Raw genomic sequence first — 17935 nt, 5'->3', positions numbered from 1 at the left:
GATTTTTCTATGGGAAAAGGAATCTTCTTAAATAAATTACTTTAAATAGTTTGTAGCGTAAGTTGACTTATTAGATGAATAAAAATAAACAACAGAGTCAAGCTAATTACCGAAAGGAATGATATTGATGGAATGGGATTGGATTTGGAAAGCAGTATTAATTGTAGTTGCAGGAACCTTACTATTGCGTATAGCAGGACGAAAATCAATCTCACAAATGACACTTGCTCAAACAGTGATTATGATTGGGATTGGCTCATTATTAATACAACCTATTGCAGGAAAAAGTGTTTGGGTTACTATTGGTGTAGGACTAATTTTAATATTAACTTTAATTGTTATGGAATTTATACAAATAAAAAGTGATAAGTTAGAGAAATTTTTAACTGGAAAATCTATTGTTGTGATTGAAGATGGACTACTTAATGAAACAAATCTTCGTAAACTTCGATTAACTGTTGATCAATTGGAAATGAACTTACGACAACAAAATGTTTCTAGCATAAAAGATATTCGCTGGGCAACGTTAGAATCTAATGGAAGAATTGGTTTTATATTAAAAGAGGAAGCAAAGCCAGCTACAAAGAAAGATATTGAAGAATTGAAACAAATGCTTTTTCACTATATACCGAGAGAAAAACAAGCTGATTTCTCTGATGAACTATTTGTTGAGGTACGTCAAAAAGAACATAAGACAAGTCCTCCCAAACATTTGCGTTAAATTTATTTTTGTACTAATTAAATAAACGCTTCCCTAGCAATGAAAGAGGTATAAACCTTAATTAATAAGAAATCTGAATGTTACACTGTTTGATTTCCATTGCAAACAGTGTTGTTTAGCTATTATGAAAAAAAATACATAATTTCTGAATGGGAGTTTCAAGATCTGCTATTTTGAGTAGGAGGATGCCGTCTATTATAATCAGAGCTGGCTAGTCTTCTAAATCGGAATGTCATATGACGAATTAATTAAAAATATTAAAATTTAACAAATACAAACCAAGTATTGTTGGTTCTATTAGGATAGATCAGCAAAATAAAATATCAGAAAAGTTTCATTATCATCAGATTAGTTTCCTTCTTGAGCTTGATTTGTCATAATAGAAAAGTGGTAAAAAATTAGTTTTCGTTACTGGAAAATGATTTAATATAATTATTAATATCTATTGATTATAAATTTGTTATGTGCTAGAGTTTAATACAAGATATAGAAATCGATAACTAACAACAATACTATATATTGTGTTCTTGTTGAGGCAATGCCACAATGGTGTTTCATTGGTTTTCAAAGGAATAAAGTGAATATTCCAATAAACTTTTAGCTGGAAGAACGAGAATTTCTAGATGTTCATATGGTAAGTTAAGAAGGTCTAACAAAAGCTGAAAAAGTTAAGAGACTACCTAACAAGAAGTAGTTTGATATCTCCTCGTGAAGAGATGGTGAAGATAGAGTAAATTATCTGTCATTAACAACCGATCTCTAGATAGGGAGATTGGTTTTTTTATTTATACATAATTTTTGATTTTTAGGAGGGCGTAAATATGACAATGGACATTGGAACAACGTTGGAAGCATCAGCTTGGCAAAAGGTAGAAAAAGCAAGTCAAAATCTGAATATAAACAAAGATGAATGGTATGAGAAAGCAGAGAAAATTATTCATACAAATAGTTCAGAAGCTAAGTTAGAGGATGCGCTTATTAATGTTGCTTTAGAAAACATGGATGAAGCTAGTCCTAATTGGGGATTTGCGGCTGCGCGTATCTATGTAGAAAAATTATATCGTGAAGCTAGCAAAAATAGAGGTTATACAGAAGGTTCTTACGGCTCTTTCTACGCATTGTTAGAACAATTAACGGAAAAAGGTATTTATACGCCTAACCTTTTACAAAAATATGCTAAAGATGATATTGAAGCGTTCGGAAAAGCTATTCAACCTGAACGGGACCAATTATTTAATTATCTCGGAATATACACTGTAGCGACTCGTTATTTGGCTACCGATCATGAAAAAAATGTGTATGAATTACCTCAAGAAAGATGGATGGTCATTGCTATGCATATTATGCAAGATGAACCAGCAGACAAACGTCAAGAGTACGTTTTAGAAGCATATTGGGCGCTAAGTAATTTATATATGACAGTAGCTACACCAACGCTCACAAATGCTGGAAAGACACATGGTCAATTATCTAGTTGTTTCATAGATACTGTCGATGATAGCTTACAATCTATTTATGATAGCAATACCGATATTGCTAAGCTCTCTAAAAACGGTGGCGGTATTGGTGTTTATATGGGGAAAATCCGTGCAAGAGGTAGTTCTATTAAAGGATTCAAAGGAATGTCGAGTGGCGTTGTACCATGGATTAAACAACTGAATAATACAGCGGTAAGTGTTGATCAACTTGGTACTCGAAAAGGTGCAATTGCCATTTATTTAGATGTTTGGCATCAAGATATTGAGTCATTCCTTGATTTAAAGTTAAACAACGGTGACGATCGTATGCGTGCTCACGATATCTTTACTGGTGTATGCTTACCGGATTACTTTATGGAACAAGTAGAAAATCGCGGAGATTGGTACCTGTTTGATCCACATGAAGTAAGACAAGTAATGGGATATTCTCTAGAAGATTTCTATGATGAACAAAAAGGTAGCGGAAGCTTTAGAAGAAAATATGAAGAATGTATTGCAAATGAAGCGTTATCGAAACGTAAAGTGCCTGCTATTGAGATTATGAAACGTTTGATGAAATCACAATTAGAATCAGGAACACCGTTTATGTTTTACCGTGATGAAGTGAATCGTCAAAATGCAAATTCCCATGAAGGCTTAATCTATTGTTCTAATCTATGTACAGAGATTACACAAAATCAATCTCCAACCGAGTTCGTAGAAGAGTTCTTAGAAAATGAGAATACAATTGTAAAGAAATTTAAGTCTGGAGACTATGTGGTTTGTAACTTAAGTTCTGTTAATTTAGGTAGAGCAGTGAAAAACGAAGTACTAGAAAGACTTATTCCAATTCAAGTTCGTATGTTGGATAATGTGATTGATATAAATACATTACCAATTAAACAAGCAGAAATTACAAATAGAAAATATCGTGCAATTGGATTAGGAACGTTTGGCTGGCATCATTTATTGGCACTAAAAGGTATTGCTTGGGAGTCAGATGAAGCCGTTGCGTATGCAGATGAATTATATGAACAAATTGCATATTTAACTATTCAAAGCAGCATGGAATTAAGTAAGGAAAAAGGTCATTATCCAGTCTATGAAGGAAGCAAATGGCAAACCGGAGAGTACTTTGACCAAAAAGGATATACAGGAAGTAAGTGGGATGAATTAAAAGCTGATGTCAAACAACATGGGATGCGTAATGGATATCTTATGGCAGTAGCTCCAAATTCCACTACTGCAATGATTGCTGGTTCAACAGCTAGTATCGATCCAATCTTTCAGGTATTCTATTACGAAGAGAAGAAAGACTTCAAGATTCCTGTAACAGCACCTGAGTTAGATCATCGTACGTATAATGTTTATCGTCGATCTGCGTATATTGTGGATCAACGCTTTTCCGTAAAACAAAATGCGAAACGGCAGAAACACATTGACCAAAGTATTTCTTTTAACTTCTATGTTCCAAATACAATAAAAGCATCAGTATTGTTAGATCTCCATAAACAAGCATGGAGAGAGGGGTTAAAAACTACCTACTATGTACGTTCTACATCCAATGATATTGAAGAATGTGAGTGGTGTTCAAGTTGAGGATGATAATAGCCTATCTAACTTATAGTGGTAATACAGAAGAAGTTGCCTTGATGATCCGAGATTATTTACAAAAGGATGGAATTGAAGTGGATTTGCATCGAATCGGTATCGATGCTCCCTTCCATCCAGAAACGTATGATTTGGTGTTCCTAGGTACGTTTACTTGGGAAAAAGGAGCAACACCAGATGAAGTAAAAGACTTTGTCTGGGAAATTGGGTATAAACCATCAAATATGGTAATCTTCGGAACGGGAGATACGCAATTTGGTGGTGACGATTTATTCTGTAAAGCTGTGGATAAGTTATCTGTTTTTTATGGAAGCTCTCATCCTGTACTAAAAATTGAGCAGTCGCCAAGAGGATATCAGCAACGAGCTGTATATGATTGGCTAGAAGGAGTGTTACATCATGCAAAAAGTTATGCTTGAGAAAGCAAAAACATTAGAGCCTAGAAATCCTAATAAATCCACAAAGCTGTTTGGTGGAGAATCAAGTGGAATCCTAAATTGGAATGATATTGCTTATCCACACTGGTATAAAATGTACAAACGATTAGTAGGAAACTATTGGCAAGCAGATGAAGTAAATATGTCTAGCGATGTTAAGCAGTTTTCCACATTAAGTAAAGAAGAACAAGATGCATACCTAAAAATAATTGGATTGTTATCCACATTGGATGCACCACAGACAAGAACAGCATTATTAATTTCTTTATACGCAACCGATCCTTCTGTTCAGTCAATTATGGCGGTAATAGCCCAACAAGAGGCAGTTCATAATGAAAGTTATTCTTATGTATTGTCTTCCGTTGTTTCTTGGAATGAACAAAATGAAGCATTCCAGTTAGGAAGAACAGATGATTTATTATTAAAAAGAAATGAACAGTTAACAGAACAATACAATGCGTTTGTGGATAACCCAAGTATGGAAAATATGTTAAAGACGCTTGTGTATACTTCTCTATTAGAAGGAATGTTTTTCTACTCAGGTTTTGCGTTCTTCTACCATTTAGCAAGACAAAATAAAATGGTAGGAACTTCTACAATGATTAGTTATATTAATCGTGATGAGTTAGAACATGGACGATTTATAACCGAACTATTTCGAGCTACTTTAGCAGAAAACCCATCTTACAATAATGCTGAATTTATTGATTGGATCTATGATCGCTTCCAGCAATCTGTTGAGTTAGAGATAGAATGGTCTCACTACGTGTTAAATAATTTAGAAGGTATTGACATGGATGACATGGATGGTTATATCAAGTATCGAGCTAACAAAATGTTGAGAATGATGGGACTAGAAGAATTATATCCACAACATGTGGAAAACCCTATGAAGTGGGTCCGTGCATATGTGGATAACTTTGATGGTACGAAAACAGATTTCTTTGAACAAAAATCTCGTCAGTATACGAAAACAAGTGATTTAAATGGATTTGATGATTTATAAAAAAGCGGACATTAATAATCCGCTTTTTTAATTTGTGGATATCTATCTAATTTTATATAGTTAAAATAGACTGTGATTTATCGCAGCTACAGATTTTTCTTAATAAATTATCCACAGTAATACATATATTAGAGCGAATTACAAATAACCGAACTACATGATTAGATGGAGGTTAGATACAACTATCATGTAGTTCGGCTTTTAAAGTTCTACTCTTTCAGTACAGTTTTGTTTAAAACTATAAAACATCAAGCGATACTATCTCGCCTGTAACAGCATGTATACCGAAATTAGAATCTAGTTTTCCACAAAGGCGATAACGTGAGGTAGATTTGTCATATACATAGACCGGTGAAATATCAACATTAGGTAATAATTTTTCTATAGCTTCGGTTTCTGTTAACGTTGGAGTGTTTGCTGGGCTAAGAAAATCATACATATTTAATAAAGACTCGGTATCAACATAATTTAGTACATCTAACTTTTCAGAATCAATAACAACATTTATCTTATGTTCTATTACTTTACTATCTTTTTCCACAGGTAATAATTGACCGATAATATAACCAGCATCTCGCCATAATCCGGTTAGTCTCCATTTTCCGCTATCTTGTGGATAATTCATTTGTAAGAAATGAATAATCTTCTCGGTAATGGTGAGTTGATACTCTTTGGAAATAGGTAGATCATTATTAATTATGTCTGCTTGGCTAAATACTTCTGCTTCTGAAAATTCTAATTTTGGTTCCAGATTAACGGTTTGTAACGTCCCTTCTTTTGGCTCTGTCCAACGTAAAACTGTATCTTTTCCAATATAGGAGTTTGGCCGTTCCACCTCATTATAAGATAATGCTTTATTACCATCATTTGTTATAAATACAGATGAAACAACAAAGATAGGGATCCAAGCTTCTTTCTCTTCAGATGGGATCTCTATTAATTGAATTTGTTCTTCTGCAATTGGGTTGATGATATCGCTTGTTAAAGCAAACGGCTCCCAGTTGAGTTGTGATTCATCTGGGAATACGCCGTCTATTGTAAATTGAACTAGCTTTCCTTCTTCATTAAATTTAATTTGTATTGATCCAGAAGGGAAAACGGAAATGTTATCCACAGATGCTTGGAATGTTAATTCTGTTTCACTTTGATCGATTAATGTAAATTGTCTTCCAAATTCTAATCCAGATTGTATCTCAACCCACTCAATAATAGTTTCTGTATCCTCTTGATTTGGAAAGAGATTCTCTTCTAAATTGTTATTATAATTAGTAAATAACATACGACGAACATTGCCGGAATCTAAATTTAAATCAATGTTAATCGTACTTAATTCAGCAACTTCTTCTGTATTATCATTAGTTGCAGAACTGCTAGGTTTCCAAGTCATCGACAATACGAATCCTGGTTTGTGTGAGTCCATTTTTTCTTGGAAAAATGAATGTGATTCTAAAGTATAATTCGATAGAAGCCACTTATTCTTCGTATCTTCAATAAGTTGTTTCACTTTTTTATTCATATTTACCCTCAATTCATATTATAGCTTAACCACAGTATAGCATTGTTTTCGTGTACTACAAAAGTAAAGCCAAAGCCGAATTCTTAGTACAATAAAAAATGAACTACCCTCCGGAGATGATAGTTCAGTAAACATTATATTATTACTTGAAGTATTGAATGAGTCCATTAGTAATTGCTGTTGCTACTCTCTGTTGATAATCATTTGTTTGCACAATTGAAACATCATATTGATTACTAATAAAACCAAGTTCAACTAATACAGACGGGGCGTTTGTGTCTCTTAACACCTTATAGTTTGCATGCATCGAACCACGGTTAGTAAGTTCTACAGAAGAAGCAATAGAAGACTGAATATCAGCTGCTAAAGGCTGATCATCTTTATGAGCATAATAAGCTGTTGTTCCGCTAACAGATAGTAATGGGAATGAATCAAAATGTATACTTATAAATGCATCTGTTTGATAGTCATTACTAATCCGTACACGTTCTTCTAAAGAAACAAAATAATCGCCACTTCTAGTAGTAATTACATTCGCTCCAGCTTCTTTTAATTGATTCACTACATGGTTGGAAGTGCTATACACGATATCTTTCTCCTGAACATCTCCAATACCAATTGCCCCAGGATCCTTACCACCATGCCCAGGGTCGATAACAATGGTATAACCAGCTAGAGAACCTGAACTTGCTGGTTGTTGTTGTGGAGGATTACTAATGTTCTCTTGACTACTACTCGAAGTCTCCTCGCTAACAACTCCTCCAACTTCTGTAGTTAACCAAGAAGCAATCCAACCTGTTTCTCCATTTTGTAACTTAATTTGGTACCAATCACCCTCAGAAGAAATCACATCAAATTCATCACCTTGATAGACAGAGTGTGTATTTTTATAATTCGTACCAGCTCCAGCACGAATCATTACACTTTCTGCTGCAACAGTTACAGTTAAGTTCTCTTTCATTTCAGGCGAAGTAGAAGCTGAGCTAGAAGTAGAAACTGGCGTTAAATGATGCTTCGCTACCCAAACTTCTTTTCCACCATAATAAGTTTGAACCCACCCATATTGCTCTTTAAAAGTCGTAAGCTGATTGCCTTTGACAAACTGACCTACAATTCTAGAATCATTAGAAGGAGCACTACGAATATTTAAAGTAGAAGAGCTAACTTCATATGTTTCTGTATCATTAGCATAAGTGATAACAGGTGATACTAAATAGCTAAACATGACAATCATCAATGCCATGCAAAATAATGTTGTAATAGATGTTTTCTTATTCATCGGTTCCTCCCCTTTTTGAGATTACTAGATTCTATGATAGTCTTAGGATAACCTAAAAATAATGAGAATAAACATAATTATAAAAAAACAAATACATCATCCTATTTAAAGTAACGCGAGAGAGGGAATATTAGCTTACATTTTTCCCTCTTATAGGAAATTAGATTCTCACTTAGGTCCCAGCAATTTTAGAATCATCTCTTATTATCGACGGATAGGGGATTGTTCTTTAGAAAAATCAATAAAAATTATTTGATTGAAGGTAAAAGGTGGGAGGCAGCTTGTAATGCCTGATGATCAATTGTGATCTCCCCTGGTTTACTTGCTTTTCCAATAACGTATCCTTTAAAATTCATCTGATAAAACTGACAAATATATTGAAATTGTTGTACTAAAGGTAAACCTTTAATCTGTGGAGTATCTCCACCAACAATTATTGCATATACGTCCTTTTTAGATAAAGCTTCTCTGAAATGCGCATAATTAGGATGTCTTAATATTTGCGACCAACGATCAATAAAAAGCTTCATTGGTGTTGACATACTATACCAATAAATAGGGGTAGCAAAAACAATCGTATCGTGTTGCAACAATTGATCAATCAGTAATTGATGATCGTCTTCTATTTTATCAAATCCTTCTTCATCATGGCGCTGATCAACAATTGGCTCGATTTGGTACTCTCGTAAATATATATGTGTACCTACTTCCTTTGGGACAGCACGATAGGTTAATAATTCTGTATTTCCATGCTCCCTTGTTGAACCGTGAAAAACAATTACACTCATGTATATCCTCCTCATTAAGGGAAATGTCTTTTGGTATAAATTTGTGTAAATAGACTGCTGTTTTAGAGTAATATCTTTGTCCAGTTTTAAGCACCTCGTACCTAAGTTAACATCGTATAATTCTGTTTTAAAAGAATTGTGAGCGATTGGCAAGGCGTCAACAGACAAAGACTTAGATAAACTTATGCTTGTGGAAAATGTTAATTGCTCCTACTGATCTCGTATCTATACTTTTGTCTCAGCCTTGTTGCTTCAAGGAAAAGTCTTAGCTAGCAAGGTTTGCTCTAATTTTTCTTATATGCAGTATATGTATCGACTCCATATAAAATGAAAGAAAGGTGAATGGAAATAATTTATCGTAAGAAAACATACAAAATCAAATCCGAAAATTTAGCTGTTTTTAATAATTTTTTTCACAAATATTTACTGCCTAATCAGTTAGAACACGGAAGTAAGTTAATCGGTAGGTGGGTGAATGAAAAGCAAACAGAAATAACAGCTATTTGAGCTTATACGTCGAAGGAACAGTATCAGGAAATTGAATCAAATATCCGCAATTCACCTCTCCACGCTAAAGCACAAGAAAAACGCGAGCAAATAGGAGAACTATTTGTTGATCATTCAGAATAATTTTTACTATCTATATCTTGCACTTTTAAAATTCATTACTATGAAAATGTAAATGTGAGTGAATCCAGCAGGGAATAGATGAGACTGTCCCTATGGAAATCACTCACACTTTTTATTTTACGCTCGTATCCATTTCCAAATTTCTTTAGGCGTTGCATTCTTACCATACATAAGAATACCAACTTGAAAGATTTTACCTGCTAGCTTCATAAATATAATAATGCTCACAATTAAAATGGCTAATGCAATTATAATTTCTATCCATGGCCACTCTTCTAAAAAGGTAAGCCGTAACAGTAGTACCCCAGGAGAAGTAAAAGGTATATACGTACTTACAGTTGCGACAATCCCATTTGGATCACTGATGACTGGACCGGCTAAAATGAATGGTAAGAATGGAAGCATCATTACCATGCCCTGGAAGTTTCCAGCGGTAGAGACATCAGCCATTGTTGCACCAATTCCTACAAAAATAGCAGCAAACATTAAATAGCTTAATAGAGCAATAAATACTAATAGGATGGTTTCAGGTACGAATATATACTCCAAAAGAGGAATATCGAGTTGCCATACAGCAACTGGAAGAATGATACCAATAAATACGACAACTTGAATTAATCCAAGTACAAAGTAACCAATAATTTTTCCTTGCATAAGTTCTGATGGAGTTAATGAAGATAAAATGATTTCTGCGATTTTATCCTTCTTTTCTTGCGAAGCGCTTTGGAAAATCGCCATTCCAGTAAACACAATGGAAAGCATAATTACTCCTGCGAAAATACCTGGTACGATTTGTTGAAGGGTATCCGCCATTGCTTCCGATTCTTCATTTGCATCAATCGTTGTCTCATCTATAAAGACAACTGGTTGTAATAACTGCTCAGCTTCTTGATTAGAGAGTCCAGAGTCTGTAGCTCTCATTGCTTGGAGCGGAGCACTTAACGATTGGACTTGGCCAATAAAAGCAGGATCAATATCTTCGCTTAAATGCATTGGGACAAAACCTGACTGTATTGCATCTTCAAAAATAAACAGATATGCAGTATTATCCTCTTCGACTTCATCTAGTTCTGCTTGACTTACATCTGTAGATTCTATCTGCCAATCCAATCCTTGCTGATCTACAATGTTTTCAAACTCTGAAAATACTTCCATTTGATCATTTACATATACTGTCATTTGTTCGGATTCATTTGAATCTGAAAATAGACTACCGATGAAATAAAATAAAAGAAGTAAAAGAGGAGAGATAAATAGACCAATCACAAATGTTTTATTCTTTAGATTACGTTTTATTTCCCATTTGGCAACTTTCCAAGCATTATACATAAATCTCACCTTCTCCTTTCTTTATTAGATGTTGGTTGGTAGCGATATCAATAAATATCTCGTGGAGTGAGATACGATTAAGCTTCAGTTCTGAAATATGTAAATCCTCAGGTAATTGACGTAACCAAAGAGGTGGATTTACATCTTGATTAAGATGGAGAATAGTCGTATCTCCATTTTGTTCAATTCGGTCAACGTTAGGAATTGTTTGCAGCTGTTCGGTGCTATTTTTCCCTGAAATTGTACATTTAAAGTTAGCATATTGTTTTTTCACATCATCTAATGTACCATATATTACTTTTTGTCCGTTTTGGATCATAAACAATCGATCACACATTTCTTCTACCAAATTCATTTGGTGAGAGGAAAGTAAGATTGCTGTTCCGTTAGCGGCAAGTTGTGAGATCTCGTCTTTAAAAATGTCCTGACTGACCGGATCCAATCCTGAAAAAGGTTCATCTAAAATTAATAAATCAGGTTCATGGATAATTGAACCAATGAATTGTACTTTTTGTCCCATCCCCTTGGACAATTCTTCTATAGATACATTTTCTTTTCCTTCTAAATCAAATTTTTTTAAGTAATAAAGTACTCTTTCTTTTGCTTGTTGAATTGGATAATCCTTTAAATCTGCTAAATATAATAGAATATCCATGACTTTTACATTTTTGTACAATCCTCTCTCTTCAGGTAAATATCCGATTTTATTTTTAGGTATTCCTTTCCCATTATAATTAAACTGAACAGTTCCACTATCAGGGTACATAATTCCCATAATATTACGAATTGTAGTAGATTTTCCTGCACCATTAGGACCAAGAATAGCCATGATTTCACCACGGTGAACTTCGAATGAAATTCCTTTTAAAGCTTGTTTATCTTTAAAAGACTTTTTCAAGTTATGAACATGTAATAAAGGCTCCATTCAATTACCTCCTTGATTGAATTTATTCATCGATAGTATAAGTACGCTTTACTTATGTGAAAAGTTTCAATTTAATTTTAATTGTTCAAAAAGTATTCACTACTTTGTTACTAATATGTGAAAACATTCACGAAATGTGGTTCCAATAACAAGAAGGTGCTATTATAAAAGTGTGATAAGGATATCCTATAAAACAATATGTGAAATGTTGAACAAATGTTATTAATTCATTTAATTCCAAATAAGGAGTGAAAAGGCAATGATGAATTTTATTAGAAATCATAAAGTAGCTGCAGGGTTATGGACAATTATTCGAGTGTATATAGGTTATGTTTGGTTAACCAGTGGTTTAGGTAAATTAATGGGGGGAGAATTTGATGCGAGTGGATTCTTGCAAGGAGCTGTTGCTCAAACTGGTGGTGAACATCCAACAGTTCAAGCTTGGTGGGGTGCCTTTTTAGAAGCAGTTGCTCTACCAAATGCCGATTTATTTACAGTTTTAGTAATGTGGGGAGAAGTATTAGTAGGTATAGCATTAATTCTTGGATTATTCACAAACTTCGCTGCTTTAATGGGTATCACCATGAACTTCGCATTCTTATTTAGTGGAACAGTCAGCACCAATGCACAGATGGTGTTACTGACAATCTTCATCATCGTAGCTGGAGCAAATGCTGGTAAATACGGATTAGATCGTTGGGTAATGCCATATATGAAACAAACTTGGAAAAATAGAAAACAGAAACAAAATAAAACAACAGTAGCTGCTTAAAATAGGAATCTAAAACTCCCAAACGAATAGTTTGGGAGTTTTTTAAATAATTATAATGGATTTTACAATTACATATTATGCCAAATTTCGCGTTTAAATCTAAGCTAAGTTGTGAATGATAGATATAGGTAATAATTATATATTCATATCTTCAACGAAAGGAGTAAACATAGTGAAAAAACAATGGGTATATGTATTGTCGTTTATGTTAATTACCCTGTTACTGATAGCATGTAACGATGATCAAACAGGGCAAGAAAATCAGGATAAGGGTGAGGAAGCAGTAGAATCGAATGCAACTGCAGAGGAAGAGGTTTTAGTCTCACTAGAAAATAACGAAGGACAAGTTGTTGGAACAGCTACATTAACAGAAGGTGAAGAAGGAGTTCATATCTCATTAGAGGGTGAAGATTTACCAGCAGGAGAACATGGTTTTCATATTCATGAAGTAGGTAAATGTGAATTGCCAGATTTTGAATCAGCTGGCTCGCATTATAACCCAACAAATGCTAAGCACGGATTTAATCATCCAGAAGGACCTCATGCAGGTGATTTAGAGAACATCACCGTAAATGAAGACGGAACCGTTCAGGCAGAAGTTGATGCTCCAATGGTGACTTTACAAGCTGATACGGAGAATACATTGTATACAGAGCAAGGAACCTCATTAATGATTCATTCCGGTCCAGATGATTATAGGTCTCAACCATCTGGTGACGCAGGAGATCGTATTGCGTGTGGTGTAATAGGAGAATAATTAATTCCATTCTTAAACTTTAAGAGACTAGGACAAAGAATAAATGTTCCTAGTCTCTTTTCTACTTTATTATAATTGTGTTTGGTGGAAGACTGTATTTGTATATATGAGATTGGTCCTGGGTATGTCTCCATAGACCAGTATTGATACATCGTATCAAAAACGTTAAAGAAATTCGTTTATTCATTGATTAAAGTCTCCTCAATAAGTTGTTAATGCTTGTGTCGAAGTTCCTTCAACCATTTGTGCAAAATAGTCCACCTGTTTCTTTGCTCGTTGTAAGATATTATTATCGATAATAGGGATTTCGTGTTGTTTATCTATTTGTTCATCTAAAAAATATAATCCTTTGAGGTTATGTGCTTTTAAAGTTGCGAGAACAGGTTTTAATGTGTACTCAACCGCTAATAAATGTGCAGGGCTGCCCCCTGTCATAATTGGTAAGACTGGTGTGTGTTTAAGTGCATCCTGGGGCAATAGATCAATTAAAGCTTTCAAAACACCCGAATATGCTCCTTTATAGACAGGAGAACCAACGATGACACCATCTGCCACTTGGATTTTTTGGGTTATATTCTTAATAGCCGCACTTTGAAAATTCCCTGTAAATAAATCTTCATACGGCACATCTTTAACAGAAATATGGGTTACAGAAAATTTCTGTTGGATTAGTTGATCACCTAAATAATGTAAGACCTTTTCTGACCTAGATAGTTCGGAGGGGCTGCCGGACAATGTCACAATGTTGTTCATTTTACCTATCTCCTTTGAAAATAAATTAGAATATAAGAAAACCCGCGATAAGCTTAACAAATAAGAGCGTCGCGGATTTTTTTTAATCTGGGCTCTTATCTTTCAAGAAATATAACTTGCTGGAGGTAGCACCTTTCTAATGAAATTAGAGGTTGCTGAAGCGTCAACGGGCCAGGTCCCTCGGCTTCTCTTGATAAGATGTATTAATTTTTTATATATTCTAATATATCAATCCCGATAAGTCAACTTTGTTTTGTGAGGAAATTTAATTGACAATTCTATCAGCTTGTATTATTATCGTTGAAACAAACTAAATAATGAAATATCTTATCCTGAGAGGTGGAGGGACATGGCCCACAGAAGCCTCGGCAACAGGTTCTAGTTTGAATACTGTGCCAAATCCATCAAGCATTTTTATGCTTGGTAGATAAGAGAAGACGGTGACAGAGCTCTTTTCTTATCTAAGGAAAGGGCTTTTTTAGTATTATTACAACTATAGACATGGGGGATGAAAATGAAGTATGGTTTTTGGTTGCCGATTTTTGGAGGTTGGCTTCGTAATGTAGAAGATGAGCAGATGCCTCCTACGTTTGAATATGCGAAACAGGTAATTCAGCATGCTGAGGAATGGGGCTATGATACGACATTAATTGCTGAATTATATTTAAATGATATTAAAGGGATAGAAGCGAATTCTTTAGAAGCTTGGACAACAGCAGCCGGGTTAGCTGCTGTAACAAATAAAATTGAAATTATGACAGCGGTTAGACCGATATATCACAATCCAGCAGTAATTGCGAAAATGGCTGCTAATATTGACCAATTAAGTGGAGGAAGATTCACGCTAAATGTTGTTTCTGGATGGTGGTCAGAAGAAGCGAAACAATATGGTGGAGACTTCACTGAACATGATGAGCGGTACGATAGAACAATCGAATTCCTAGAGGTTTTAAAAGGACTTTGGACGGAAGGTACCTTCTCTTACTACGGGAAATTTTATCAGGTAGAGAATACGAAGTTAGCACCAAAACCTATTCAACAACCGAATCCAATTCTATATGCTGGGGGAGAAAGTGAAAAAGGGAAGCAAGTAATTTCTACTTTATGCGATGCATATGTGATGCATGGTGGAACAGTAGAAGAAATTCAAGAAAAAATAGGTAATATGAAAAATCGGAGAAATAATCTCGATAAGGAAGCATTGCAATCATTTAGTATGGCTGCCTACGTGATATGTAGAGACTCTGAGGAAGAAGCATTACAAGAGTTGGAAAGAATTACATCAATAAAAGACGAAAAAGGATATGCAGGAATGAAAGATTTTACTTCTAAATCCCAATTAGAACAACAATTACAAATAAAAGATTATTCTGTTTCGAACAGAGGGTTACGTCCGAATCTTGTAGGGACGCCTGAACAAATTGCAGAAAGAATAATAGAATATGAGAAAGTTGGTTTGGATCAGCTATTACTACAATGCTCCCCTCAATTGGAAGAGTTGGAACGATTTGCTAAGCAAGTGATGCCGAAAGTAGAAGAATTAAGAAAGAAGACATCTACGTTACACTAAAGGAGTCATGATAATGAGTAAAATTTATGTTTTACATGAAAATATGGAATGGACAGAACATCTTATAAAACGATTTAATGATTTAGAACTTCCTTATGAAGATTGGTTACTTCAAGAAGGACATATAGATTTACTGAGTGAACCACCAGAGGGAATATTTTATAATCGCATGAGCGCATCCTCTCATACAAGAGGAAATCGTTTTGCGCCAGAGTTTACAAATGCTGTGTTAGCGTGGTTAGAGTTTCATGAAAGAAAGGTTATTAATGGTAGCCGTGCCCTACAATTGGAAGTAAGTAAAGTTCAACAATACTTGGAACTTGAGAGGTTTGGTGTAAAAACGCCAAAAACAGCTGTAGCAGTTGGAAAAGAGAATATCTTAAAAGCAGCAGAACAATTTGAAGGAAAAAGTTTTATTACCAAGCATAACCGAGCAGGAAAGGGATTAGGTGTACAATTATTCCGATCAACGCAAGCTCTTCAATCGTATGTGAATAGTAGTAATTTTGAAGAACCGATAGATGGTGTAACGTTATTGCAAGAATATATTGTTTCTCCAGAGTCTTATATTACACGTTGTGAGTTTGTAGATGGGAAATTTGTATATGCTGTGAAAGTGGATACTTCAGAAGGATTTGAGCTATGTCCAGCAGATGCTTGTTCTGTGGAAGACTTATTTTGTCCAGCTGGAGAAGAACCTGAAAAACCTGCAAAATTTCAAGTTCGGGAAGGATTTAATCACCCAATAATAGAACAATACGAGAAAGTTTTAGCAGCAAATGATATTCAAATCGCTGGAATCGAATTTATAGAAGATGCGAATGGAAATATTTTTACGTACGATATTAATACCAACACAAATTATAATTCAGAAGCAGAAGAAAACTATGGAACTTACGGAATGTTGGAAGTTGCGAAATTTTTAGAAAGAGAATTAGAACAACTAAAAGTTAAGTAGTAAAAGAGAAGATGTAGAGATAACGAGCAATGATTTGGATCTTGGTAACAAGACAAAATGATTGCTCGTTTTTTTGTTAGATATTTCATAAACCGAATAATTAGTAACTCTAAAATTAGGAGAGTCGATTGATTTTAATTATTAAAAAATTCTTGTATAATAACATCGTAATCTAACTAAACATAGAGGGAAGTTTTTTTATGGTGCAAGAAGTAAATACTAAAACTGACTTGGGTAAAGAGAAAATTTGGTCTAGGGACTTTCTATTTATTTGGATAGCGAATTTTTTTATTTTCCTAGGATTCCAGATGACATTACCAACGATTCCATTATTTGTAAAAGAACTTGGCGGTAGTGATCAAATGGTCGGTATTATTGTTGGTATATTTACATTTTCAGCATTACTGATTCGTCCCTATGCAGGGCATGCTTTAGAATCGAAGGGAAGAGGATTTGTTTATTTGTTAGGCTTAGGCATTTTTGTCATATCTGTGGGAGCTTATGCATTTACAGCAAGTCTTGTATTACTTGTCATTATTCGTATTGTCCAAGGAATCGGCTGGGGATTTTCTACAACTGCCGGTGGAACTGTTGCAACTGATCTTATACCGCCAAAGCGTCGAGGCGAAGGTATGGGTTATTTTGGTTTATCAGGAAATATTGCATTAGCATTTGGTCCATCCCTAGGATTAACATTAGCTGGTATTATTTCGTTTAGTCAGTTATTTTTATTTTGTGCAGTATTTGGTTTAATTGCATTATTATTTGCCTTGAAAATTCACTATAAAAAAGTGAATTTATCACCGCATAAAACACAAGTAGCTCGATTTGATGTGTTTGAAAAATCTGCTATACAACCTTCCATTCTCTTATTTTTTATTACATTTGCATTTGGAGGAATTGCTACATTCTTACCCTTACATGCAATGGAAAAAGGAGTAGAAGGCATTCATTTGTATTTCTTGATTTTTGCTATTTTTATTATGATATCTCGTACATTTTCTGGTCGAATTTATGACCGGAAAGGACATAAATATATATTTTTACCAGCAGCAGTATTGATTTTTGTTTCCATGTTGCTGTTATCTTGGTTACCTAGTACGGCTATTCTATTGACGGCAGCTGGATGTTTTGGATTAGGATTCGGAGCGGTCCAACCAGCTTTACAAGCATGGGCTGTAAATAAAGCACCTAATGATCGGAAAGGAATGGCTAATGCAACGTTTTTCTCTTCATTTGATTTGGGAGTAGGGATTGGCGCAATTTTGTTTGGACAAATTGCTTCCTGGTTTAACTATGCTTCGATTTACTTAACTGCAGCAGGATCAATTGTAATTTCAATGCTTATTTATATTTTCATAGTGCTTAAATCGAAAGAGAAACTTGCGTAATTCGTATAAAAATGGGTATTTTTACTATATAATAG

The 17935-nt window shown here is 34.5% G+C and carries 15 protein-coding genes and 2 riboswitches; of the genes, 9 read left to right on the top strand and 6 right to left on the bottom strand.

Going from position 1 to position 17935, the window contains the following annotated elements:
- Positions 1–127: 127 nt before the first annotated feature.
- From AQ616_RS00895 to AQ616_RS00880, 4 genes are all read left to right on the top strand, one after another.
- Entirely contained in the window at positions 128–721 is a 594-nt protein-coding gene (locus AQ616_RS00895) for a DUF421 domain-containing protein (RefSeq protein ID WP_017798313.1), read from the top strand.
- 821 nt (positions 722–1542) lie between these two features.
- Positions 1543–3777, top strand: coding sequence for a ribonucleoside-diphosphate reductase subunit alpha (locus AQ616_RS00890; RefSeq protein ID WP_069684784.1), 2235 nt, complete (start codon positions 1543–1545; stop codon positions 3775–3777).
- Between the two features lie 2 nt (positions 3778–3779).
- Positions 3780–4208, top strand: coding sequence for a flavodoxin (locus AQ616_RS00885; protein WP_017798311.1), 429 nt, complete (start codon positions 3780–3782; stop codon positions 4206–4208).
- Positions 4189–5232, top strand: a complete 1044-nt coding sequence (locus tag AQ616_RS00880) for a ribonucleotide-diphosphate reductase subunit beta (protein WP_017798310.1) — start codon at positions 4189–4191, stop codon at positions 5230–5232. The genes AQ616_RS00885 and AQ616_RS00880 overlap by 20 nt, the downstream gene beginning before the upstream one ends.
- 238 nt (positions 5233–5470) lie before the next feature.
- Here the strand turns inward: AQ616_RS00880 and AQ616_RS00875 are convergent, their stop codons facing one another.
- The 5 genes from AQ616_RS00875 to AQ616_RS00855 all read right to left on the bottom strand — a co-directional run bounded on the left by AQ616_RS00875 (position 5471) and on the right by AQ616_RS00855 (position 11699).
- Entirely contained in the window at positions 5471–6748 is a 1278-nt protein-coding gene (locus AQ616_RS00875) for a hypothetical protein (protein ID WP_069684783.1), read from the bottom strand.
- Between the two features lie 142 nt (positions 6749–6890).
- Positions 6891–8027, bottom strand: a complete 1137-nt coding sequence (locus tag AQ616_RS00870) for an N-acetylmuramoyl-L-alanine amidase family protein (RefSeq protein ID WP_017798308.1) — start codon at positions 8025–8027, stop codon at positions 6891–6893.
- Positions 8028–8275: 248 nt separating this feature from the next.
- On the bottom strand, positions 8276–8815 hold the full coding sequence (locus tag AQ616_RS00865; protein WP_017798307.1) for a flavodoxin family protein: 540 nt from the start codon (positions 8813–8815) through the stop codon (positions 8276–8278).
- Positions 8816–9562: 747 nt separating this feature from the next.
- The gene (locus tag AQ616_RS00860) at positions 9563–10774 is read right to left on the bottom strand and encodes an ABC transporter permease (RefSeq protein WP_017798305.1); all 1212 of its coding nucleotides are present in this window, start codon (positions 10772–10774) and stop codon (positions 9563–9565) included.
- A complete protein-coding gene (locus AQ616_RS00855) occupies positions 10767–11699 on the bottom strand; it encodes an ABC transporter ATP-binding protein (RefSeq protein ID WP_017798304.1) in 933 nt (310 codons plus the stop codon). Before AQ616_RS00855 ends, AQ616_RS00860 begins: the two co-directional genes overlap by 8 nt.
- A 259-nt stretch (positions 11700–11958) precedes the next feature.
- Between AQ616_RS00855 and AQ616_RS00850 the strand changes: the two genes are divergently transcribed.
- Together AQ616_RS00850 and AQ616_RS00845 are read left to right on the top strand one after the other, a co-directional pair.
- A complete protein-coding gene (locus AQ616_RS00850) occupies positions 11959–12471 on the top strand; it encodes a DoxX family protein (RefSeq protein ID WP_017798303.1) in 513 nt (170 codons plus the stop codon).
- 172 nt (positions 12472–12643) lie between these two features.
- Positions 12644–13228 carry a superoxide dismutase family protein gene (locus tag AQ616_RS00845; protein ID WP_017798302.1) on the top strand — a complete coding sequence of 195 codons (585 nt, stop codon included), beginning with the start codon at positions 12644–12646 and terminating at the stop codon, positions 13226–13228.
- Between the two features lie 201 nt (positions 13229–13429).
- On the opposite strand, the gene ssuE is transcribed toward AQ616_RS00845, so the two are convergent.
- Positions 13430–13981 (bottom strand): NADPH-dependent FMN reductase, encoded by a 552-nt coding sequence (ssuE, locus tag AQ616_RS00840; RefSeq protein ID WP_017798301.1) that lies wholly within the window; start codon positions 13979–13981, stop codon positions 13430–13432.
- A gap of 92 nt (positions 13982–14073) precedes the next feature.
- A riboswitch (SAM riboswitch) is annotated at positions 14074–14181 on the bottom strand.
- 124 nt (positions 14182–14305) lie between these two features.
- A riboswitch (SAM riboswitch) is annotated at positions 14306–14415 on the top strand.
- Positions 14416–14495: 80 nt separating this feature from the next.
- Between ssuE and AQ616_RS00835 the strand changes: the two genes are divergently transcribed.
- From AQ616_RS00835 to AQ616_RS00825, 3 genes are all read left to right on the top strand, one after another.
- On the top strand, positions 14496–15551 hold the full coding sequence (locus AQ616_RS00835; RefSeq protein ID WP_069684782.1) for an LLM class flavin-dependent oxidoreductase: 1056 nt from the start codon (positions 14496–14498) through the stop codon (positions 15549–15551).
- A gap of 13 nt (positions 15552–15564) precedes the next feature.
- Complete coding sequence (locus tag AQ616_RS00830) at positions 15565–16509, top strand: ATP-grasp domain-containing protein (RefSeq protein ID WP_069684781.1); 945 nt, start codon at positions 15565–15567, stop codon at positions 16507–16509.
- Positions 16510–16709: 200 nt separating this feature from the next.
- Positions 16710–17900: an MFS transporter gene (locus AQ616_RS00825; protein WP_017798298.1), complete on the top strand. Its 1191-nt coding sequence runs from the start codon at positions 16710–16712 to the stop codon at positions 17898–17900.
- The last annotated feature ends 35 nt before the right edge of the window (positions 17901–17935 follow it).

This window comes from Oceanobacillus sp. E9, from assembly GCF_001741975.1.
Taxonomy (GTDB): domain Bacteria; phylum Bacillota; class Bacilli; order Bacillales; family Amphibacillaceae; genus Oceanobacillus; species Oceanobacillus kimchii.
This window is presented reverse-complemented; position numbering and strand designations above follow the sequence as displayed.